Annotated in this window: 22 protein-coding genes and 2 pseudogenes; 15 read left to right on the top strand and 9 right to left on the bottom strand. The window is 70.2% G+C overall.

Translation table 11 applies throughout. The features are described from left to right. Positions 1 to 61 precede the first annotated feature (61 nt). The 10 genes from ACKUU6_RS00660 (at position 62) to ACKUU6_RS00615 (ending at position 6162) form a co-directional block, all read left to right on the top strand. The gene (locus tag ACKUU6_RS00660) at positions 62 to 637 is read left to right on the top strand and encodes a glycoside hydrolase family 97 catalytic domain-containing protein (RefSeq protein ID WP_407986359.1); all 576 of its coding nucleotides are present in this window, start codon (positions 62 to 64) and stop codon (positions 635 to 637) included. Positions 638 to 1018: 381 nt separating this feature from the next. After that, on the top strand, positions 1019 to 1804 hold the full coding sequence (locus ACKUU6_RS00655) for a hypothetical protein (RefSeq protein ID WP_407986358.1): 786 nt from the start codon (positions 1019 to 1021) through the stop codon (positions 1802 to 1804). A 118-nt stretch (positions 1805 to 1922) separates the two neighbouring features. After that, entirely contained in the window at positions 1923 to 2312 is a 390-nt protein-coding gene (locus ACKUU6_RS00650; protein WP_407986357.1) for a peptidase inhibitor family I36 protein, read from the top strand. A 134-nt stretch (positions 2313 to 2446) separates the two neighbouring features. Further along, a complete protein-coding gene (locus ACKUU6_RS00645; protein WP_407986356.1) occupies positions 2447 to 2827 on the top strand; it encodes a spore-associated protein A in 381 nt (126 codons plus the stop codon). Between the two features lie 147 nt (positions 2828 to 2974). Continuing rightward, on the top strand, positions 2975 to 3463 hold the full coding sequence (locus tag ACKUU6_RS00640; RefSeq protein WP_407986355.1) for a hypothetical protein: 489 nt from the start codon (positions 2975 to 2977) through the stop codon (positions 3461 to 3463). 459 nt (positions 3464 to 3922) lie between these two features. Then, positions 3923 to 4054 (top strand): hypothetical protein, encoded by a 132-nt coding sequence (locus ACKUU6_RS00635; protein ID WP_407986354.1) that lies wholly within the window; start codon positions 3923 to 3925, stop codon positions 4052 to 4054. A gap of 51 nt (positions 4055 to 4105) precedes the next feature. Beyond that, the gene (locus ACKUU6_RS00630; RefSeq protein ID WP_407986353.1) at positions 4106 to 4330 is read left to right on the top strand and encodes a hypothetical protein; all 225 of its coding nucleotides are present in this window, start codon (positions 4106 to 4108) and stop codon (positions 4328 to 4330) included. Positions 4331 to 4373: 43 nt separating this feature from the next. After that, positions 4374 to 4916 carry a putative glycolipid-binding domain-containing protein gene (locus ACKUU6_RS00625; protein ID WP_407986352.1) on the top strand — a complete coding sequence of 181 codons (543 nt, stop codon included), beginning with the start codon at positions 4374 to 4376 and terminating at the stop codon, positions 4914 to 4916. Positions 4917 to 4972: 56 nt separating this feature from the next. Further along, on the top strand, positions 4973 to 5641 hold the full coding sequence (locus ACKUU6_RS00620; protein WP_407986351.1) for a helix-turn-helix transcriptional regulator: 669 nt from the start codon (positions 4973 to 4975) through the stop codon (positions 5639 to 5641). Positions 5642 to 5673: 32 nt separating this feature from the next. Continuing rightward, a complete protein-coding gene (locus ACKUU6_RS00615) occupies positions 5674 to 6162 on the top strand; it encodes a DUF3291 domain-containing protein (protein WP_407986350.1) in 489 nt (162 codons plus the stop codon). A gap of 29 nt (positions 6163 to 6191) precedes the next feature. Here the strand turns inward: ACKUU6_RS00615 and ACKUU6_RS00610 are convergent. Continuing rightward, positions 6192 to 6632 (bottom strand): annotated as a pseudogene (locus tag ACKUU6_RS00610) (transposase); the annotation flags it as partial. Between the two features lie 20 nt (positions 6633 to 6652). Between ACKUU6_RS00610 and ACKUU6_RS00605 the strand changes: the two are divergent. Together ACKUU6_RS00605 and ACKUU6_RS00600 are read left to right on the top strand one after the other, a co-directional pair. Further along, positions 6653 to 6880, top strand: a complete 228-nt coding sequence (locus ACKUU6_RS00605; protein WP_407986349.1) for a transposase — start codon at positions 6653 to 6655, stop codon at positions 6878 to 6880. Positions 6881 to 7104: 224 nt separating this feature from the next. Beyond that, entirely contained in the window at positions 7105 to 7938 is an 834-nt protein-coding gene (locus ACKUU6_RS00600) for a class II glutamine amidotransferase (RefSeq protein ID WP_407986348.1), read from the top strand. 178 nt (positions 7939 to 8116) lie between these two features. On the opposite strand, the gene ACKUU6_RS00595 is transcribed toward ACKUU6_RS00600, so the two are convergent. After that, positions 8117 to 9550, bottom strand: a complete 1434-nt coding sequence (locus ACKUU6_RS00595; RefSeq protein WP_407986347.1) for a multicopper oxidase family protein — start codon at positions 9548 to 9550, stop codon at positions 8117 to 8119. 383 nt (positions 9551 to 9933) lie between these two features. Beyond that, the gene (locus ACKUU6_RS00590) at positions 9934 to 10350 is read right to left on the bottom strand and encodes a spore-associated protein A (RefSeq protein WP_407986346.1); all 417 of its coding nucleotides are present in this window, start codon (positions 10348 to 10350) and stop codon (positions 9934 to 9936) included. 163 nt (positions 10351 to 10513) lie between these two features. Here ACKUU6_RS00590 and ACKUU6_RS00585 point away from each other — a divergent pair, with 163 nt between their 5' ends. Next, complete coding sequence (locus ACKUU6_RS00585) at positions 10514 to 11062, top strand: hypothetical protein (protein WP_407986345.1); 549 nt, start codon at positions 10514 to 10516, stop codon at positions 11060 to 11062. Here the strand turns inward: ACKUU6_RS00585 and ACKUU6_RS00580 are convergent. Next, positions 11052 to 12278: a cytochrome P450 gene (locus ACKUU6_RS00580; RefSeq protein WP_407986344.1), complete on the bottom strand. Its 1227-nt coding sequence runs from the start codon at positions 12276 to 12278 to the stop codon at positions 11052 to 11054. The two genes, ACKUU6_RS00585 and ACKUU6_RS00580, sit on opposite strands and share 11 nt — an antisense overlap. A 64-nt stretch (positions 12279 to 12342) precedes the next feature. Next, positions 12343 to 12546, bottom strand: coding sequence for a ferredoxin (locus ACKUU6_RS00575; RefSeq protein WP_407986343.1), 204 nt, complete (start codon positions 12544 to 12546; stop codon positions 12343 to 12345). A 202-nt stretch (positions 12547 to 12748) separates the two neighbouring features. On the opposite strand from ACKUU6_RS00575, the gene ACKUU6_RS00570 reads away from it, so the two are divergent. After that, positions 12749 to 12877: a hypothetical protein gene (locus ACKUU6_RS00570; protein ID WP_407986342.1), complete on the top strand. Its 129-nt coding sequence runs from the start codon at positions 12749 to 12751 to the stop codon at positions 12875 to 12877. A 139-nt stretch (positions 12878 to 13016) separates the two neighbouring features. Here ACKUU6_RS00570 and ACKUU6_RS00565 read toward each other — a convergent pair whose 3' ends face one another. The 3 genes and pseudogenes from ACKUU6_RS00565 to ACKUU6_RS00555 all read right to left on the bottom strand — a co-directional run bounded on the left by ACKUU6_RS00565 (position 13017) and on the right by ACKUU6_RS00555 (position 15387). Continuing rightward, positions 13017 to 13466, bottom strand: coding sequence for an SRPBCC family protein (locus ACKUU6_RS00565; protein WP_407986341.1), 450 nt, complete (start codon positions 13464 to 13466; stop codon positions 13017 to 13019). A gap of 308 nt (positions 13467 to 13774) precedes the next feature. Beyond that, entirely contained in the window at positions 13775 to 13948 is a 174-nt protein-coding gene (locus tag ACKUU6_RS00560; RefSeq protein ID WP_407986340.1) for a hypothetical protein, read from the bottom strand. A 73-nt stretch (positions 13949 to 14021) separates the two neighbouring features. Continuing rightward, positions 14022 to 15387: pseudogene (locus ACKUU6_RS00555) on the bottom strand (NAD(P)/FAD-dependent oxidoreductase). A gap of 301 nt (positions 15388 to 15688) precedes the next feature. On the opposite strand from ACKUU6_RS00555, the gene ACKUU6_RS00550 reads away from it, so the two are divergent. Then, on the top strand, positions 15689 to 17410 hold the full coding sequence (locus ACKUU6_RS00550; protein ID WP_407986339.1) for an IS1634 family transposase: 1722 nt from the start codon (positions 15689 to 15691) through the stop codon (positions 17408 to 17410). Positions 17411 to 18143: 733 nt separating this feature from the next. On the opposite strand, the gene ACKUU6_RS00545 is transcribed toward ACKUU6_RS00550, so the two are convergent. Beyond that, positions 18144 to 19580: an EsaB/YukD family protein gene (locus tag ACKUU6_RS00545; protein ID WP_407986338.1), complete on the bottom strand. Its 1437-nt coding sequence runs from the start codon at positions 19578 to 19580 to the stop codon at positions 18144 to 18146. Positions 19581 to 20366: the final 786 nt, after the last annotated feature.

Below are 20366 nucleotides of genomic sequence, written 5' to 3'. Positions count from 1 at the left end.
GGCCGCCTACCTGATGGAGCACACCGCCCGGGGGAGCGGAACGGTCCGGACCACCTCCACGGTGACCACTCCGTTCGCCACCCCCTGGCGCGCGGTGGTGACCGGTTCCACGCACGCCGAACTGGTCCACAACGCGGAGCTGGTGCTCAACCTCGCCCCCGTCAATGCGCTGGCCGACACCTCGTGGATCAGACCCGGCGAGGTCTTCCGCTGCCAGCTCACCACCGCCGCCGGCACGGCGGGCGTGGACTTCGCCGTCGCCCGTGGTCCGCAGTACATCGAGTACGACTCCGGTTGGTACGACCCCGAGCGCAGTAGCACTGACGCCACCAAGTCCATCCCCGAGATCGACCTGCCCACCGTCCTCTCCAACGCCGCCGCCAAGGCAATCGGCCTGCTGCTCTGCGTCAACCCCATGGCGCTGGCCGACGCCGACAGTCTGTTCGGCCTCTACAAGAGCTGGGGAGTCGCGGGCGTCAAACTTGGCTTCATCAACGACGGCACCCAGGCGACGACGAACCAGATGGTCGGGACAGCCAACTATCCGTCGCCGGCCCCGGGGCGCGGAGCGAACAGGCTGCCGCCGGGCCGCTGCGTTGGCTCTCGGGGTCGGGATGCGGGCGGGAACCGCGGCTGACCAGTTGATGCCAAGCGTCGCCCGGCTGCTTCCCGCGCCTGCGGGGCTGCACCGGGACGTCGGCGTCTGCGGGCATGACACGGTTGAGACCACCGCGATACCTCCGCGCACCACGATGGTGTCCAGGGCGGGAGGCTGACCCAGTGGCCCCCTGCTGACGGACCGGAAGGGGACGCGGGGCGACATGCGGACGAGGGGCAAGCAGCTGGCCATGAGGGCAGCGGTGACCGCGATCAAGGCTGTCGGCGCATGAGGTCTGCCGTGCATCAGCGACTGGCTGCCTTGGCGGGGTTCATCTGCCTCGCGGTGGCCGGTTGTTCGGCACCGGGGTCGTCGGCTACCGGAGCGGTGCCGGTCATGCAGACTCCGTCCGTTCTCCCGGTGAGTGCCGATCCGAACCTTCCGATCGAGACGTATCTCTTCTCCGAAGCGGAGGCGGAGACGTTGGCCAGGGCGGGAGTCGTGCTGCGCAGGGCGTGTCTGCAGCGGTTCGGACTCGACTACGCCGTCAACCCCCCAGGACCGCCGACCGGACCGCTCACGTTCATGGACCGCCGGTACGGAGTGACGGACCGGGTGGAGGCGGAGGCCAACGGTTACCACCTGGGCGACCGTGACCCCCGCACCCATCCGGTCCGCCCGGCGCAACTCTCCGCCGAGCAGCAGGAGGTGCTGACCGGGCACCTCCCGGGGGAGTCCGCTGCGGACGGCGCGGAGCTCCAGGTCAACGGCGTGCCGGTACCACCCGGTGGCTGTTACGACGAGGCGAAGCGGGGTCTGGCCGGGGTGGGGGAACTGGGCCCGAGCAGGGTGGCCCAGCAGGCCAACTTCCAGACCTTCAAGGACAGCATGTCGGCGGCGCAGGTCACTCGGGTGTTCGAGGCGTGGTCCCGCTGCATGAAGGAGAAGGGTTACGTGTACCCCAATCCGATGGATGCCATGAGCGACCCTCGCTTCCTTGGGGACTCACCCACGCCGCTGGAGGTCCAGGTGGCGACGGCTGACGTGGCCTGCAAGCAGCAAGTCGACCTGATCGGCACCTGGTTCGGGGTCGAAGCCGCCTTGCAGAAGGAATTGATCGCGCGACAGCAGGCCGATTTCACGGTGGCGCTCGCAGCGAAGACCGAGGAACTCGCCAAGGCCGACGCGGTGCTGCGCGATCGGTGAAGCAGTGAAGCAGTGGGCTGACACTTTTTCACGTCCGGGCGCGCCCACCTTCTCCTGGCATGCCGAGGGGATTGCACTCACACCCGGAACGTCCATCCAGAGAGGACCGGAGATCAAAATGAAGCGCACCCTCAAGTTCGCGGCAGCAGCCCTGGGCGCTGCCCTGCTCGTCCCCACCCTCGCCACCGGCGCGCAGGCAGCCGTCAGCGATTGCGGGGAGGGCCAGTTCTGTCTCTTCTACAACTCCAACGAGCAGGGCTCCCACATGGTGGTGCGGTCGAGCATTCCCGACCTCGCCGGGTACACCTTCACGAGCCCGGGCAACGGCCAGGGCCAGCACGTCAAGAACAATGCCGCATCGGCCGTCTCCAACGTGTGCATGACGGTCTGGGTGAATTTCTACTCGAACTACGGCGGACCGCGTGACATGTTCAACTACCGCAACGCCGCGAACCTGGTCAACACGTACAACGAGAACGCCTCGGTGAAGTTCGCCTCCGACTGCTGAGCCCTGCCCGCCCGTTGAACCGGTCCCGTGCGCGTTCCGACCTGCCGGGACCGGGCTTTCCCCTCACCCGTTCCACCATCACCTCCGGAGCATCAGCGCTCATGAAGCGAAGCATCAAGCATATCCTCGCCCGCGTGGCGGTCGCCGCGGTCGCCACGGCGGGCGCCCTGGTCGCCGTCCCCTCGGTGGCGCAGGCCGCCACCTACAACGGGGTCTGTGGTTCGGGCTACCGCGTCATCGACTCGGTAGAGCTCGTGGGTGGCACCGCGTTCCTGACCTACGACAGTTCGACCGGGCAGAACTGTGCCGTGACGGTCCGCACCAACCCCGGCGACAAGGTGTACATGCTCGCCTCCATCAGGGTCGGCATCCCGAACAGCCCCTGGCACAAGGACGGCGACTACTACGGCACTTACGCCGGACCGGTCTACGTGAGCGCGCCCGGCCAGTGCATCGACTGGGTTGCCCAGATCGACCAGTCCTCGTCCGTGAGGTTCGACATCCACTGCGGCTGAGCCGGCGGGCACGACGGGGGTGTGCGGCCCGTGTGGTCGGGCCCGGCGGCGCGATACCGGTCCGAGACGGCGGTGGGACGCGGGGGCGCCATGCTCGTCTGGTGGCTGACAGTCCGGTCGGCCGCTTCCTGGAGAAGGATCCACATCATGTACGGAACAGCGCGCCGGCTCGCGGTCGGAGCAGCGATGCTGCTCTCGGCGACCAGCGTCTTAGTCCTCCCAGCTGCTCCCGCCAGTGCGGCCGGCTGGGGCTGCTCGGGATCCGAGGTCAGCGGTTCGCCGTACGCCGTGACCACTGGCGGGGGCGCCGTCTACAGCTACGTGCACCTGTACTGGGACAGTTCCACAGGGGAGAACTGTGCCGTCAACGTCAAGGTCGGCCGGCTCTCGGGCACGCCGACCCTGACGGAGGTCGCACTGACGGCCTGTCGCGAGGACAGCCCGGTGGGCGGCGGACCCACGCAGTGCACCGCCATCGAGTACCCGATGGATCCGAGCCGCTCCGACATCTACTACAGCTCCTACGCCGGTCCGGTCACCGTGAACGGCGCCGGGCACTGCATCATGGTGACCGGCATCACGTACGACACCAACGGCAACAGTGCCGAGTACCGCAGCCGGATGTTCCACTGCTGAGCCGGTCGACCTGACGCACCGTCCGGCCGCCGCGTCGAACCACAGCGGCGTGGTGCGGTGCCCGGAACAGTGAGTGCGACCGGCCGTTCGGGGGGCGCGCCGGTCCTGCTGCGCAGGCTTCGCACCGAGCCGCTGCCCGGCCCTGCTCGCGGGCGAAGGCCCGCAGCAGGGCCGGGCAGCGGCTCGTCCACCTTGTGGGCGAAGGATCCGTGCGGGCACCTACTCCCTCCTAGCTCTGGGCCGGTGGCTGGGGTACGTCCTCGGCACGGGCGTCCCCGATCGCCGTGCCGGCGTGGGTGGGCTGATCACCGCCACGCCGGGCGCGTCCCGCTCCCGGCTGGACCGGTGCTGCGCATCGCCGACGGCCTGACACCCCCGGTTGAGTACGGATACTCATTCCCCTCTTGATCCCGCGTTGTCAGGATGGTGGCCACACGAAAGATCCTGAGGGGGACCAAGATGCGTACGAAAATTCTCGCGGCCGTGGCGGCGCTGGCGGCGTGTGCGGTGGCCGGTGCGTCGCCCGCGTCGGCGGCGGACGTCCTGCTCCCGCACCCCGGGCCGGATGGCCTGGTGTGGGTGCCCGAGTAGACGGGCGACGGCGGGGTGGTGTCGGGCGGGGCGTGGACCAGCCTGCCGACTGTGCTCACGGTGGCCTGCGAGGGCGGCGGCAGCGTGCGGGTGACGATGCGGTCGGAGCTGGAGACGGAGGTTGCCGCGTTCACGGTGGACTGCCCGGTCGGAACCGCAGGGGTGGGGTCGGTGTCCATGGCCCCGGGCGTGGTGGCGGCGGGATCGTTCTCCGTGCAGGTCGACGCTTCCGGTGAGGCGATCCGCTGGGCGCTGACGGTGACACAGCCGGAGTAGCCGTTCGGTGGTGTGGCGGGGGGCTCGTACTACGGTGGCGGGCATGACCGTGCCGAGCTGGGAAGTGACCGCGAGTCAAGGATTCGAGACCGCCTGGGTGGAGCTCGGTGCCGACCGGCTGACCGCGCGCGGGCGGGTGGTCGGCACCGTCCCGGAGCCGTACTGGCTCACCTACCGGCTGGAGACCGACGCCGGTTGGGTCACCCGCCGACTGTCGGTCACCGCCGACACGGCCGGCGGCACGCGGGAGCTGGACCTGCGTCGGTCCGAGGACGGCCGGTGGACGGCCGACGGCCGGGACCTGCCCGTGCTGGCCGGTGCCCTGGACTGCGACCTGGGGCTGTCGCCGCTCACCAACACCATGCCGGTGCTGCGCCACGGCCTGCACCGGGCGGGGAGTGTGGAGGACTTCCTGATGGCCTGGGTCTCCGTGCCGGACCTGGCCGTTCGGCCGTCCCGGCAGCGGTACACCCACCTGGGGGCCGGGGTGGTCCGGTACGCGTCTGGGGACTTCGCCAGTGAGCTGACGTTCGATCAGGACGGACTGGTCCGCGACTACCCGCAGCTGGCCCGGCGCCTGGGGTGACCCGTCCGGCCCGGCGGCTTTCTATCTCCAACCTGCGTTGTTCCTAGAATGGCGGGGTGAAGGATATCGATGCGATCGCGGTGTTGCAGGACCCGGTGCGACGACGCCTGTACGAGTACGTGGTGGCGCAGGGCCGTGAGGTCGGCCGCAACGAGGCCGCCGAGGCGACCGGGATGGCGCGCACGCTCGCCGCGCACCACCTGGACAGACTGGCCGAGGCCGGACTGCTGGAGAGCGGCAGCCGCCGGCTGACGGGCCGTTCGGGGCCGGGGGCGGGCCGGCCCGCCAAGGTGTACACGCGGGCCCCGGGCGAGCATGCGGTGTCGCTGCCCGCCCGGGACTACCGCACCCTCGCCGAGCTGCTGGCCGAGGCCGCCGAACAGGCCGGGCTGGACGCCGGGCTGTACGCCGCCGCGCGCCGCCGGGGGGAGGGGCTGCGTGGTTCGGGGGAGGCCTGTGGCGGGCTCGACGAGGCGATGGAGGTGCTGTCGGCGCGGGGGTACGAGCCGCACCGAGAGGGCGCGGAGGAGGGCCACGAGGTGGTGCGGATGCGCAACTGCCCCTTCCATGCCGTCTCCGAACGCTTCCCGCCGCTGGTGTGCGGCATGAACCTCGCGCTGCTGGAGGGGTTGATCGGTGCGGACGGTCCGGTCCGGGCCCGGATGGACGCCCGGCCGGGGGAGTGCTGTGTGGTGGTCGAGCCTTCTAAAAACAATAATCGTTGACATAGAAAAGCATGCCGTGCTGGGATGAGGCCATGACCGTATCCGCGCCCGGCGCCCACCTCGCCCAGCTCAACGTCGCCACCCTCCGGTACCCCCTCGACGACCCCCGGATCGCCCCGTTCGTCGAGATGCTCGACCCGGTCAACGAGGCCGCCGACCGTACGCCCGGCTTCGTCTGGCGGCTCGCCGAGGAGGGGGAGAACGACGCCACCGGCCTTCGGCCCGCAGGGGAGAACGTCATCGTCAACCTGTCGGTGTGGGAGAGCCAGGAAGCCCTGTGGGACTTCGCCTACCGCAGTGGGCACCTGGAGGTGATGCGGCGTCGGCGGGACTGGTTCCACCGGCACGTCGAGGCGCACATGGCGCTCTGGTGGGTCCCCGTAGGTCACCGGCCCACGGTCGGTGAGGCGTTGGAGCGGCTGGCCGAGCTGCGGGAGAAAGGGCCGTCCCCGCGTGCCTTCACCTTCGCCTCCTCCTACACCGCCGCCGAGGCGGACCCGCAGCCGGAGGCGGCGGTGTAGGAGTGCCCCCGCTCTTCGGCCGGTGTGACCTGGCCCGGCGTTCGCCGACGACGTTGCGGCGCCCGCGTTGGCGAGGGGGCCTTCGTGTGGAGGATCCTGACCCCGCGTCGGACCCGGGCGGGGGTGAACTTGTTCGGTTCCGCCGGCTTCTCCCAGAGGTGGCGGAGTTCGGCGAGAGCCGGGCGGGCGAGGCGGAGCTGGGTGTGGGCGGCGATCACCAGCCAGGTCCAGCGGTCGGCCGCCGCCGAGTCGCGCAGGCAGGGCCGGGTCCAGCCGAGCGTCTGCTTGAGCAGGCGGAACGTGTGCTCCAGGTGGAAGCGGCGCAGGAACGACCGCCAGCAGCGGCCCACGACGTTCGGGGCGGCACCGGTGCGCGACGACCAGAGCCAGACCGGCCGGTTCACCCCGCCGCTGGGCAGCTTCTCGACGGCCAGCCGGATCACCGTGCCTTCGAGGAGCGGTAGGTCGCCCTTGCAGATAGGGGACAGGGATGGGGCCGGGCGTTGACGCGATCCTCTGTGTGGTGCGGACCGGGGGCGCTTCGCGGCGGCTGCCGAAGGGCTTCGCGCCGTGGCCGACGCTCCACTGGTACTTCACGTGGTGGCACGGCGACGGCAGCGTGGAGCGCATCCACGACGGGCTGTTCGCGCTGTGGCGGTACTCGTTCGTCAGACTCGGTCTTCGTCTCGTTGAGCGTCGTGGTGCTGCTGGAGCCTGACGCGCTCCAGAACCTGCACGGCATTGGCCCCGGTGGCCGGGTGAGTGCGAGCGCGGAGCGTCTGGCGTGGCGATCATCTGAGGGGCTCGCGAAAATGAGAGGGCCGGGGAACCAGCCCCCGGTGGGCGTGTCCGGGCCGGGGGCCAGAGGATTCTGAGCCGGCGAGGCCGCGCGGGATCTGCGCCCGTCGCAGCAGGTAGCAGTTGGAACACAGGTGATCGCACATGTGTCGATGGCTCGTCTACTCGGGGACCCCCATGTTGCTCGACACCATCCTCTACAAACCCGCCCATTCGCTGATCGACCAGAGTCTGCATTCCAAGCTGGGTGTGGAGACGACGAACGGTGACGGGTTCGGCATCGGCTGGTACACGGACAACGACGACTCTCCGGCGCTCCTCAGGGACGTCGGTCCCGCCTGGAACAACCGCAACCTGCGGGAGGTCGCCGAACACGTGCGCTCCCCGCTGTTCTTCGCCCACATCCGCGCGTCGACGGGGACGGCGGTGCAGCAGTCGAACTGCCACCCCTTCCGGCACGGCCACTGGATGTTCATGCACAACGGCGCCATCACGGATTTCCACCTGATGCGCCGGGACCTCACCCTGCTCGTCGACCCCGCGCTCTACGCCGACATCGAGGGGACCACGGACTCCGAGGTGATGTTCTACCTGGCCCTCACCCTGGGCCTGGACCAGGACCCGCCGACCGCCGTCGCCAGAATGGCGGGAGTGGTGGAGCGCGTCGGCCGCGACCACGGTGTGGAGCTCCCCCTACAGATGACACTCGCCATCACCGACGGCGAACGCCTCTGGGCCTTCCGCTACTCCAGCGGGCACAAGTCCCGGTCGCTGTTCTACAGCAGCCGTGTGGACACACTGCGCAGACTCCACCCCGATGTCGCGTTCCTGCAGGGCATCTCGGAGGAGACCCGCCTCATCGTCTCCGAACCCCTTGGCGACCTGCCCGGTGCGTGGAACGAGGTACCGGAAAGCAGCTACGGCGTCATACAGCCCGGGGCGGACGAGCTGAATACCTTCAGGCCGGAACCGGTATGACACGGTGACTGACGCACACAGCCGATGGATGAACCACTCGCCGCCGAACACGGGCTGCTGTGGCTGCGCACCCCGTCGACGGTCGCACCTCTCGGTGCCCGAGTGCCGCCTTCGCCGTTCATTGAACACTCCCCAGCCGGCCCGACAGGGTGACGACCGTCCCGGCTGGGGCGGCTGTTCATGGTTCGACGTAGTCGACGGTCTGCATCATGCCGAGGTCTTCGTGGTGGAGCTGATGGCAGTGGGCGAGGGTGCGGCCGGTGAAGTGCTCGTACTTGACCAGGAAGGTGACGCTTTCTCCGGGTGTGCCGCCGGTCAGGCCGATGGTGTCGTGCCAGATCGGCGGCTGTAGCCGTTGGCCGTTCCTGTGGGTGACCAGGACCTGGTTGGTGTGCAGGTGGAAGGGGTGGTTGAAGGCAGGGATGGTCTCGTCGGTGCGGATGGTCCAGCGTTCGACGGTGCCCAGGCGCAGGGTGTGGTTGGCGTAGGAGGGGTCGAAGAGGCCGTAGGCGGGGTCGTGGGTCAGGTCCCCGTCGGGGTCGGCCGCAGGGGTGGGATTGGTGCCCAGCATGCGGAAGGCGTTGGGGAATGCCCCGGCGAACACACGCGGGTCGGCGTGGAAGACCACCTCGCGGTCGGCGGTGGGGTTGGTGATGTCGTTCTCGTCGAGGAACGGCCGGCCGGGCGGCATCGAGGTCGGCAGCTCCATCGGTGGTTCGACGGGCTCTCCCACGACCTGAATCGTCATCAGGGGCCCGGGCACGCGCTCGGCCCGCAGTTCGTAGGTGCCGGGCACATCGCCGCGGATCAGTACGTCGGCGCGGTTGCCCATGGCCAGGTCCACCTGTTCCCGGGCGACCGGCGTGGCGAAGGTGACGCCGTCCTGGGCGATCTGGTGCATCGTCAGATGCCGGCTGCCTGCGGTGACCTGGAGGTTGAGGGCGGTGAAGGCCGTCGCGGCGACGAGCCGCCAGCGCTGGAGCTCGCCGGGGCGCAGGGTGATGGTGGGGTTGAGCGCACCGTTGACGGTGAAGGTGGAGGGGACGTTTGCCACCCAGTTGCCGGACGTGAAGGCGGGGACCCGGCCGTCCTTGAGCTTGAGTTCGTTGATGCAGACGACGATGTCGGCGGCGGCCCTGATCTGGGGCACGTCGTCGCTGTCGTCTTCGACAATGATCACCCCGGTCATGCCGCCGACGATCTGTTCGGTGGTGGCTCCGTGCAGGTGCGGGTGGTACCAGTAGGTCCCGGCGGGGTGGTCGGCGGGGACGTGGATGGTTGTCGTGTACTGCGGCTCCGGAAGGCCGGCGGTGACCTGCTCCTCGGTGCGCGGTGCGAACTCGCGCAGGACGTTGTCGGCGTCCCCGGAGGGGGAGACATGCATCCCGTGGGTGTGCAGGTTGAAGCTGTTGGGGTGGTGCGGGGTGTTGTGGCCGCCGCTGTGGGGCGGGTTGGGCGGCAGCCCGTTGACGTGCGTCAGCCGCAGGGTGTCCCCGCCGCGTACGCGCAGGGTCGGCCCCGGGATCGTCCCGTTGTAGGTCCGCGTGGTGACCTGGCCGTAGCCGGGAACGGAGACGTCCGTGAGTCGGACGTCGAGCGTCTGCTCAACCACCCGCGACTCCGGGCCGGGACCCGGCTGCGGGGCGGATACCGTCGGCGGTGGGAGGAACGTCGTCTCCACCGCCGCTGCGCGAGCGGCGATCCCCTCGGTTGCCACCGCGAAGCCGGCGGCGGCCTTGAGGACCGCGCGACGACTGAACCTACCGCTGTCTCCCATATCGGGGCAATCTAGATCAAGCAGTGCGAAATGCCCTGGCGGCGCACCGTCCCTGGCCGCAGACCCTCCCATCGGCCCTGCCGCCGCGAAGGCTGGTCCCGGCCACACCGTCCGTATCGAGGACGGAGCGGGCCTGGGTTCAGGCGCGTCGCGGGGCCGGACGGGTACCCGCCGCGAGGGGGCCGGTGCGCCGACCGGTTGTGCGGAGGATCGAGCGGTCAGCCGCAGTGGGAGTCGAAGCCGCCGCTGATGTTGTCGCCGATCCCGCCCTCCCAGTCGATGCAGGAGTTCGGTGCGTAGAGGTACACCGGGCCTGCGTAGGTGGTGTAGTAATTCTCGTCGAGGTCCGCCCAGGTGGAGGCGCCGGCCTTCTTGAGGCCGGCGAGCATCTGCAGTGCGGGGCCCGGGCTGTTGCGGATCGTCACCACGCAGTTCTTGCCGGTGGAGCGGTTGTACGTGAGCCAGACCGTGCCGCCGGAGTTGAGGTCCCGGTGGTCGATGCTGCTGTAACCCGAGCCGCAGGCTCCGTTGTACGAGGCCGCCTGGGCGGCCGTCGGTACGGTCACCGCGGTGGCGCCGGCCACCAGGGCCAGCACTGCTGCCCGGGCGACGGTTCGCTTGCTTCGCTGGTGCATCTGGTGCTGCGCTCCACTCTCGTCCGATCCGCCACGGGCCGTTCCCGGACGGAAGTCCCAGAGCGTAGACGGTGGCGGTATCAGCCATGTATCGGCGCGGGGCGCGGGTGGTGACGGCCGGTCCGAATCGGACAGCCGACTGCGGTCGGTCGATAAGGAGGCGTTGAACGCCTCGCCGGCGGCGTTGCCCGCGGAACTGCCGACCGCGCTTGTCGACCTGGTCATTCCGGCCGCAGTGCAGGCGTCGGCGAACGCCTTCGACGTGTACTGGGTGGATTCAAGCGGTCGTCGCAACACCTCTGTGAGCGAGGCGACCACTCTGCCGAGGCGGAGGGTCGCTCTCGCAGAGCGGTTCGCCGGTGACCCGATCCAGGCCCACGTCGGCGAACTGCTCGGCTGGGTGCGCGGCCGGCTGGACCAGGAGGACTTCGCCGCCCGGGCGCTGGAGGTGCTCCTCGGTGGGTGCGCGGCCGTCCTCAGCCTGGGGATCGAGCTGCGGGCCATCGCCCGTCCGCAGGACGGCTTCGCCGAGCGGGCCCACCTGCAGGCGGCCCTCCCGGACGGAGCGCGGGTCCACTGCTCGGCGCCGACCCTCCGCCTCCGCGCTCCACGGCGGGTCCGAGCGCGGTCGGTGAGCCGGCGTACGAGCGTCGGCGACTCGGGTTCGCGGGCTGACGGTGGCGAGGCCGGTCCGGCGCGGCTCACCAGGTGACTGGCAACTCCCGCAAGCCGTGCACCACCGAGGAGGTGCGGTACTCCAACTCTTCGAAGGGAACTGCCAGTTGAAGACCGGGAAGACGGCGCAGCAGGGTGCCGAGCGCGATCCGGAGTTCGTAGCGGGCCAGCGGCTGCCCCAGGCACTGGTGCACGCCGAAGCCGAAAGCGAGGTGGCGGCGGGCGTCCCTGGTGACATCCAGCTCGTCGCCGTCGGTGAACATCTCCTCGTCCCGGTTGGCGGTGGAGACCATGCAGATGACGCCCTCGCCGGCCCGGATCAGGGTCCCGTCCAGCTCGACGTCCTCCAGCGCCACCCGAGGGATGCCGTGGTGAACGATGCTCAGGTAGCGGAGCAGTTCCTCCACTGCGCCGTTCATCAACTCGGGCTCCGCCCGCAGGCGCTGGGCCTGGGCCGGGTTGCGGAGCAGGGCCACCGTGCCGAGCGCGGTCATGTTGGCAGTGGTCTCGTGCCCGGCGACCAGCAGGAGCAGGCCCATCGCGGCGGCCTCGCCGAGGGTGACCTCGCCGCGTGCCACCAGTCGGCTCAGCAGGCTGTCGTCGGGCGTGCGCCGCTTGGTCTCGGCGAGTTCGACCAGATAGCCGGTCAGCGCCTGCTGGGCGGCGGCGACCTCGTCGATGTCGGCCGTCAGGTCCAGCAGGGTGCGGCTGTGCTGCTGGAAGAAGTCGTGGTCGGTGTAGGGCACGCCGAGCAGCAGGCAGATCACCAGCGAGGGGACCGGCAGGGCGAACTCGGCGACCAGGTCCGCCGGTCCGTTGCCGGCGGTCATCCGGTCCAGTGCCTCGTCGACGATCCGCTGGATCTGCGGGCGCAGCGCGTCCACCCGCTTGATGATGAAGTCCCCGGTGAGCAGGCGGCGTTGGCGGGCGTGCTCGGGGTCGTCCAGGCGGATGAAGCTGGGGGTGGTGCGGGCGACCAGTTCCCGCCGGCCGGGGGAGAGGAACGGGAAGCCGGGGTGTCGGGCGTCTGCGCTGAAGCGATGGTCGGAGAGGACCGCGCGGACCTGCCGGTACCCGGTCAGCAGCCGGCAGCCGGTGCCGTCCCAGAGCCGGGCCTCGCCGATCGGTGCGCTGCGGTGCGCCTCGCGGTACGCGGGCGGCGGGTCGAAGGGGCAGCCGCCGGGGGCGGCGGGGAGATCGGTGACGGCGGGTCCGGTGTGGCTCGGCTGTGTGGCGGGGGTCTCGATGCTCATCGGGCAGCGGTCCTTCCAACATCCAACGGCGGTGGCGTCCGTACGGGGGCGCCCGGGGGTCGGTTCAGTCGGGCCGGCCAGACAGGGTGATGGCGCCGCCCGGGCAGAGCGCGGCCGCGAGCCGTACGTCCGGAGCGGAGGCGGGCCCGGGTTTCGGGTCGAGCAGCCGGACGAGGCCGTCGTGCTCGCTCTGGTCGAAGACGCCGGGGGCGGTCAGCACGCACTGGCCGGAGCCGCAGCACCGGTCCTGATTGACGGTCACCTGCATGGTGGGCACCTCGGTCTCAGTGTGAATCGGTTTCCCTAGGCAACCAATTCACCGTAGCCCAGTGCGCATCGCATACGAAGAGGTAGCGCGGTCCATGCTGGAAATGGCGGGAAACCGCCCGTCGGGTCCGGGTCGAAGCGGCCGTGTCAGTCCTTGCCCCGGGCTCCTTCGTCAGCAGTCCCAGTACCGGGAGCGCAGCCCGATGGTGCGGACTGATGCGGGACAGCCGGTCGGCGAGCAGCTGGGAACGTTCGGCGCGGATCCGGGCGAACGCCTCGCGGCCGTGCTCGGTGAGGGCGATCAGGCCGGTCGGATGTCGCAGGCCCTCTAGGGCGCGCCGCACCGGATGGCGGACGAGCCTCTGTGGGGGCGAGTGCACGCCGCGTCGGCGCTGGGAAGCTGATCGCTCGGCCCGCGTGAGGGCGCCCCGGTCCGCGTTGTGCGGACCGGGGCCAGGTGGTGCGGGTGTGTCAGAGGTTGCGGCGGTAGCCGCCGGTGGCGGTGCCGCGGTCCTCGATGAAGTGCTTGAAGCGCTTGAGGTCGCCCTTGACCTGGCGGTCGGGCATGCCGGTCATGTCGGCTGCCTTCTCGGCCATGCCTTCGGGCTGGAAGTCCATGGTCATCTTGATGTGGGTGTGGGTGGCGTCGATGGGTTCGAAGGAGACCATGCCGGTCTGCTTGATGTCGCCGCTGGTGGTGCGCCAGGTGACGTGGTCGTCGGGGGTCTGGTCGACGATCTCGGTGTCGAACTCGCGGCTCACTCCGGCGATCTTCGTCTTCCAGTGGTTGTGCCGGTCGTCGATCTGGGTGATCTCCTCGACGCCGTCCATGAACTTCGGGAAGTCCTCGAACTGGGTCCACTGGTTGTACGCGGTGCTGACCGGCACGTCCACGTCGATCGATTCCTGCACCTTGCTCATCACTCACTCCACTTCCTGGAATCGCACAGTTTCGGGCATCGGCCGCCTGCCCCGCTCCGTCGCGGGCATGCGAGCCCACCACCGATGCCGTCTCCTGCGCGCCAGCGGGGCAAGCGGACCCGGCCGGTGGAGTGACGCCGGACTCAGGGAGGGCCACCCCGAGGAACAGCGCGATCGTGGTCAGGTAGGCCCAGACCAGCAGCGGCCCGTAGACGGCGTGGAACGATCCGCTGAGCCGCAGGTAGAGGGTGAGTGCCCAGGCACGCACCCCGACGACGCCCGCTGATCCGATTTCCCAAGAGGCAGCCCTAGAGGTGGTTCGCCGAGGGGAGTCGGCCGCGTGTGTGACGAGCCGTCAACCGTCGACGGGCCGTCCGGGGGAGCAGTGCGTCCCGACGCCGGGCCCGGCGGCCGGGCCGGGCGCCGAGGGCGAGGACGACGGCCAGGAGGACGGGCGCGAACAACAGGATCAGGATCGACACGGGCGGTCCTCTCGGGGGTGGACGGCAGGGTGATCTTCTCCTGATGACCTGCCCTGCCGTCCGCCAAACCCCGTCAGGAGCCGGTCGGTGCACCCACTTCGGCCAGATGTGTGCGCACCTCCTCGGCCGACAGGTAGGTGTCGGTGCGCTCGAAGGCCCGCAGGGTGGCGGTCTGCCGGGCCAGGAATCCGGTGCGCACGTAGTCGTCCCCTGCGGTCGCGTTCAGGATCCAGTTCGCCAGCACGCGGCTCCGGGCGACCGTGGTGGGCAGGGCCATCAGGTGGTAGCTGCGTGACCAGCTGCGCGGCCGCACCGGAGAGTTCGATCCCGAGCGGTTTCGAGACGGCGTCCGCTCCGCCGAGGTCGACGACCAGCCCGAGGTCGCGGTGCCGGTAGGGCGTCAGCGCGTACCCGCGTACGGTCGCGACCAGGTTGTCCGCTGCGACCTTGCCCTGCCGTCCGGCGTGCTGGGCGGTGGGCGGGCAGATCGCGTCGGCCTGAGGCTTGGACAGATCCGGTACGGCTGCGGCGTCCCCGAGTGCGAAGACGCCGTCGAGCCCGGGGACGGTCAATTCGGGTGTCACCGCCAGGCGCCCGGCGCGGGTGTCCGCGCCGAGCCCGGCCACCAGGGGACTGGCGGCCACACCGGCGGTCCAGATCAGGGTGCGGCAGCCGAGCTCGCGGCCGTCGGTGAGGGTGACGGTCTCGGCGTCGACGCGCACCACCGAGGCTCCGAGCGACACGTCGATGCCCCGCCCCCGCAGGACCTCGAGCGCTCGGCGACCGAGCCGGTCGCCGAGTTCGGGCATCAACCTGTCGGCGACGTCCACCAGGTGCCACTGGATCAGACCCGGGTCGAGCCGCGGGTAGCGTCGGGCCGCCGCGGAGGTGATCCGCTGGAGGCAGGCGGCCGTCTCGGTTCCCGCGTAGCCCCCGCCGACCACCACGAACCGCAGTCGCGAAACGCGTTCCGCCGGGTCGGTCGCGGCCGAGGCCAGGTCAAGCTGGGCGATCACGTGGTCACGGACGTAGGCGGCCTCGGCGAGCGTCTTCATACCGCGGGCCTGTTCGGCCAGGCCGGGGATGTCGAAGGTGCGGGTGACGCTGCCGGGAGTGAGGACGATCAGGTCGTACGGCTCGTTCGCCACCTCGTCGGTGATCTTGCGGACCACGCAGATCTTCGCCTCCGGGTCGATGCCGACGGCCGACCCGGGCAGCACCCTGGTCCGCCGCAGCAGTCGGCGCAGCGAGACGGCGACCGACTGCGGAGTGACCACCCCGGCCGCGACCTGCGGCAGCAGCGGGAGATAGAGCTGGTAGGAATCGGGGGTGACGAGGGTGAGCTCCGCCTCGTCGGGCCGCAGGCGGCGCTCCAGCCTGCGGGCACAGGCCAGGCCCGCGAAGCCGCCGCCGACGATGAGGATGCGTTGACGCTGCACTGGTACGCCTCCGGGAGGATCGCCCGGCTCGCGGACGGCGGTGACGACTGGTCACCGGCGGGCACCGACGGCGCCGTTGCGAGTCCGTGGCAACTCGTCTGGCCGCTGGGCGACGGGACAAACCAGACCCACCTTCGCCCTGCGTTCCGCGTAATTCGGGGGTTCTGGAGTCCCTGCCGGGTTGAAGGTGCAGGTCAGTGGGCTGGGGGCTGGTGACGCGGCCGGATTCGCCTAGAGACGCGATTTTTCTGATTCGCCTGCGCTGACCTGGAGTTGGTCCATAGGGTCTGGAGTCGTGTACGTGAAGACGACGAAGCGGGAGAACAAGTCCGGCACGGTCCGGTACCTGCACCTGGCCCACAACGAGTGGGATCCGGTGAAGGGCCGGGCGGTCCCGAAGGTCCTGTTCACGTTCGGCCGTGAGGACGACCTCGACCGGGACGCGGTGAAGCGCCTGGTCGCGTCTCTATCGAGGCTGCTGGAGCCGGGCGAGGCACTGGCGTCGACGGCAGCGGGTGACCTGGAGTTCGTCTCATCGGTCCCCTTCGGCGGCACCTACGTCCTCGATCATCTCTGGCGGCAGCTGAGGATCGACAGGATCGTCGGGCAGGTCGGGCAGCACAAACGGGGCCGGCGCCGGGACATGTCAGTGACCGAGCGGGTGCTGTTCTCGCTGGTCGCGAACCGGGCCCTGGCCCCGTCGTCGAAGCTGGCAGCCGCGGACTGGGTCACGCACGACGTGCACATCGAGGGCCTGCCGGCCACCGACGACGACGCCTGCTACCGGGCGATGGACTGGCTCCACGAGGTGACCGACGACCTGGAGAAGCGGGTGTTCGACGAGGTCGCGAACCTCCTCAACCTCGAGGTCGACCTGCTGTTCTTCGACACCACCAGCACCTACTTCGAGCTGGAGGAGGCCGACGAACCCGCCGCCCGGGACGACAGGGGCCGTCTCCTGACGGACGATGGCCCAACCGCCGAAGAGGACGGCGAGCCCGCGGAGCAGGCCGGGTTCCGCACTTTCGGCAAGTCGAAGGACTCCCGCGACGACCTGCCGCAGATCGTGATCGGGATGGCCGTGACGCGGGACGGGATCCCGGTCCGCGTCTGGTCCTGGCCCGGCAACACCGGTGACCAGAAGCTGATCCGGCAGGTCAAGGACGACATGCGGGACTGGACCCTGAGCAAGATCGTGTGGGTCACCGACCGGGGATTCTCCAGCGAACGCAACCGCCGCTACCTCCGCCAGGGCGACCACGCCTACATCGTCGGCGAGAAACTCCGCTCCGGCAGCCCGGAGGTGAAGGCCGCCCTGTCCCGCCAGGGCCGCTACAGCGAGATCGCCGGGAACATGCGGGTCAAGGAGGTGCGGATCTCGGAGACCGAACGGTTCGTGATCTGCCACAACCCCGAAGCCGCCACCCGTGACCAGCACATACGCGAACAGCTCGTCGCCCAGCTCACGACCCTGATCGAAGGCACCGACAAGCTCAGCGACTTCAAGCGCGGCGAGCTCCGCGGCAAGCTCGCCGACAAGCCCGGCCTCAACCGCTACCTCCGCACCACCCCGGCCGGCAAGCTCCGCATCGACACCGCGAAGATCAAGACCGAGGAGAACCTCGACGGCAAATACCTGCTGCGATGCTCCGACCCGCACCTGTCGGCCGAGGACATCGCCCTGGGCTACAAGCAACTCCTCGAAGTCGAGCGGGGCTGGCGGGACATGAAACAGATCATCGACCTGCGGCCCGTCTATCACCGGCTCGAGGAACGCATACGCGCACACGTCGTCCTCTGCTGGCTCGCCCTGCTGCTGATCCGCATCATCGAGACCACCACCGGCGAGACCTGGACGACTGTCCGCCGCGAGCTCGACCGGCTCCACCTCGGCACGTTCACCGGCCCCACCGGCCTGTTCCGGCAGGTCACCACCCTCACCAAGCCCCAGACCGACCTCCTGGCCAAGCTCGGCATCCCCGCACCGAAGCAGATCATCGCCCTCGAACCCGCACCCCGCTGACCAGCACGAACACCAGCGCCTAGAGAAACGCTTCTCAGGCGCCCTCACCCATGTCCGCGCAGGTCAGACCCCAGATTCGTGACTCCAGGCCGCTGAATTACGCGGAACGCAGGTTCGCGCGCGGCTTCGGAAGAAACCTCGAAACCGAAGAGTTTGCCCGCCGCGATCGGGGTCAGACGAAGCCCTGAGACCGTCGGACGCCCAGCTCATCCCCCTGGCTGTTCGGCGTCCACACCCCCCGGACGGTCTCGGGTGAGTGGCCCCGGCGCGACGAGACGATCTGTACTCGGCCGCGCTGGGGCACCACCTGTTTCGCCGTCAGCTCGCCTGATCGGCTTGGTGGGCGGCGCCGGTCCGATCGAGGCGGCGGCCTGCGGTGGGTCAGTGGCGCTGGCCCTCGTTCGCCTGGCAAGTGGCGTGAATCCCGGACCGGGGTCGCGTGTGGTTGGACCTGTTGGGATGTGTGCGGGGGGGTGTGGTGAGGCCGCTCGGGGCCGGTGGGGTGTTCTGGGCGGGTTGTCGGGTTGTCGGGTTGGTGGGGCGGGCCAGGTGCCGCGTGGCGCCGGTTGTCGGGTGGTGGTGCGGGGTTTGTGTCGCCGGTCCGGGGGCAAGCGCCCCGATTCCCGACATCGCGATGACGGCGAGGCGAGGGAATCCCGGTTGCCCGGCTCGGTCGGCTGCCCATGACGGGATCCTGTCCCCTCCTCCGAGCAGGGCCTCGACCCCCGGGAAATCAGCCGCCGAAGGCGGTGGCTGCGGCGGCGAGGATGGCGAGGGCGGGCTGGGCGATGTCGGCCGCGGAGGCGAGGATCGCCCGGAGGCGCTCCACCCGGGTGGGTCCGGCCGGCTCGGCGACGGCCGGGTCGCGGGCGATCTCGTGGACGAGCTGCGCCGCAGTCTCCCGGTCGGCGTCGGACAGGTCGCGGCTGGAGAGCAGCAGGGCGAGCAGCCGGCCGAGTTCCGGGGCGCCGGAAACGGTGGCGTACGTGTGCTGGAAGTCCCGGACCACGGTGTCCGTCGGGCGGTTGATGAAGGTGGTGTTGGTGCCCTGGAAGTAGAAGTTCTCGGTCACGGAGGCTCCTGAGGTGAGGACGACACGGCAGTCGGTGAGGTGCAGGTGCCGCGGGAGGGGCCGCGCGTCGGCGGCCGGGCCGGCGGGCCGTAGCCGCGCCCGGATGGCGGCTTCGGCAGCGAGCACGCGGGCGAACGCGTCCGGCGCCGCATCCGGTCCCGGGGTGGTCACGGCGTGCAAGGCCCGGGGAACGGTGGTCGCCCGGGTGGCCGCGGGGAGGCGTCGCCGGTGCTCCGCGTAGGTGTCCAGCGGCCCGGGGGACCGCGGGTCCGGTGAACTCGGCCCGAGCGCCTCGGCGATCCCGCCGAAGAGGTTCCGGAAGTACCGCGGCGTCGCCTCCTCCACCGGGAAGATGATCCGCCGGTCGGACCGCTCGCCCGGCCCGGCGGTGGGGAGGAGCACCAGGCAGGGCAGCAGCGCCGGGTCCACCCCCAACCGGGCGGCCAGCTGGTAGGCGCCGGCCGGGTCGTACGGTTGCCAGCGCAGCCACTGCATGGCCCCGAGGCGGCGGAAGAGCCCGGGCTCCAACCGGCGTCTCCAGTACCGCCGCGCCTCGCTCCAGGGCGGGTACCGCTCGATGACGAACACCCGGGTGGCCGGCCCGGACAGTGCGTGCAGGTCGTGGAAGTGGGTACGGACGTAGGTGGCCAGCTCCGGGTCGGCGTCGGTGTAGAGCAGGACGCCCCACAGCCGGGGCTCGCCCTCGACGTCCGGAAGGTTCATCGCCAGCTGCAGGGTCTCCAGCAGCGCCGCCGGGTTACGGGCCGCGCCCATGCTGTACATGGCACGGGCGGGCTGTTCGATGCACAGGAACAGCAGGTCGCCGTCGTCCACGCCGAGTTCGTCCAGCCGCCGGTGATCGGGGAGACGGGTGTTGGTCGCCGGGTCGTCCAGCCAGACGCGGAGTGGCGGGTGGGCCGGATCGAGCGGCTCGGCGAGCCCCCGGCGGCGGGCCTCGGCGGTGGCGGCGTCGATCAGCTCACGGACGGGCGTGGCGTCGGGTACCGAGAGTTCGAGGACGTTCCGCTCGGCCTCCGCGTCCAGGGCCAGCCAGCCGCCGTCCCGCCGGGTCAGCTCCCGGGCGAACTCCGTGCCCATCGGCTGGTGGAACCCGGACCAATCATCCTCGTGGACCCTGATCCACAGTCGCACGGGTAACTCCACCGCCGTCTCGCGCCCTGGCCTCCTCGGACACTGCGATGCTACTGGCGGAATGACGTTGCGTCAGGTGATCGATCCCTTCCGTCGGGCGGGGGTGCTGTCGCCTGCTGTGACCTGCACAGATGAGCGCGTCCCCCCGTAGGCCACGACAGTCCGATCCGGCCGCCGAACACCGGATCCTGCACGCCGTCCGCGCCATGGCCAAGGGGAGGATCACGGTCCTGGTCACCCACAATCTCGCCGACACCCGGCTGGCCGACCGCATCCTTGTTGTGAGCTCCGGGCGCATCGTCCAGGAGGGCAGCTACGACGACCTGGCCGCCGACCGGGACGGGCTGTTCCACGAACTGCTCGACCTCCAGTTCGACCGCTCGGCCGGCCCAACGCGCCGCCGAAGGTCACCGATAAGGCCGAAGGTCACCGATAAGAAGGTCGGTGGACCGGGCGGGCTGCTCCGCCCGTCCGGTCCACCGACCTGGTGCCACGAAGTCGCGGTGCCACCGGCCGCCGCACGGCCATGGTGGTCCGTTCGCGGCCCGGTTGTCGGTGGCCTCTGGCACCCTCCGATCAGGGGGTCTGCCGCTGGGAGGTCAGGCGGCCATGGGCCCGTCCTCGGAAGGATCCGCGCGATCCGGACGTGATCATGAAGGAGGCGGGGTTCGAGCCGCTGGAGCCCTACCCGGCACGAGCGCTCCGTGGCGGTGCCGCCACCTGGTGTGCGGC

It is taken from the genome of Kitasatospora sp. CMC57, from assembly GCF_045866025.2.
GTDB lineage: Bacteria > Actinomycetota > Actinomycetes > Streptomycetales > Streptomycetaceae > Kitasatospora.
The sequence above is the reverse complement of the archived record's forward strand: the minus strand, read 5'-3'. Positions and strand labels throughout refer to the sequence as shown.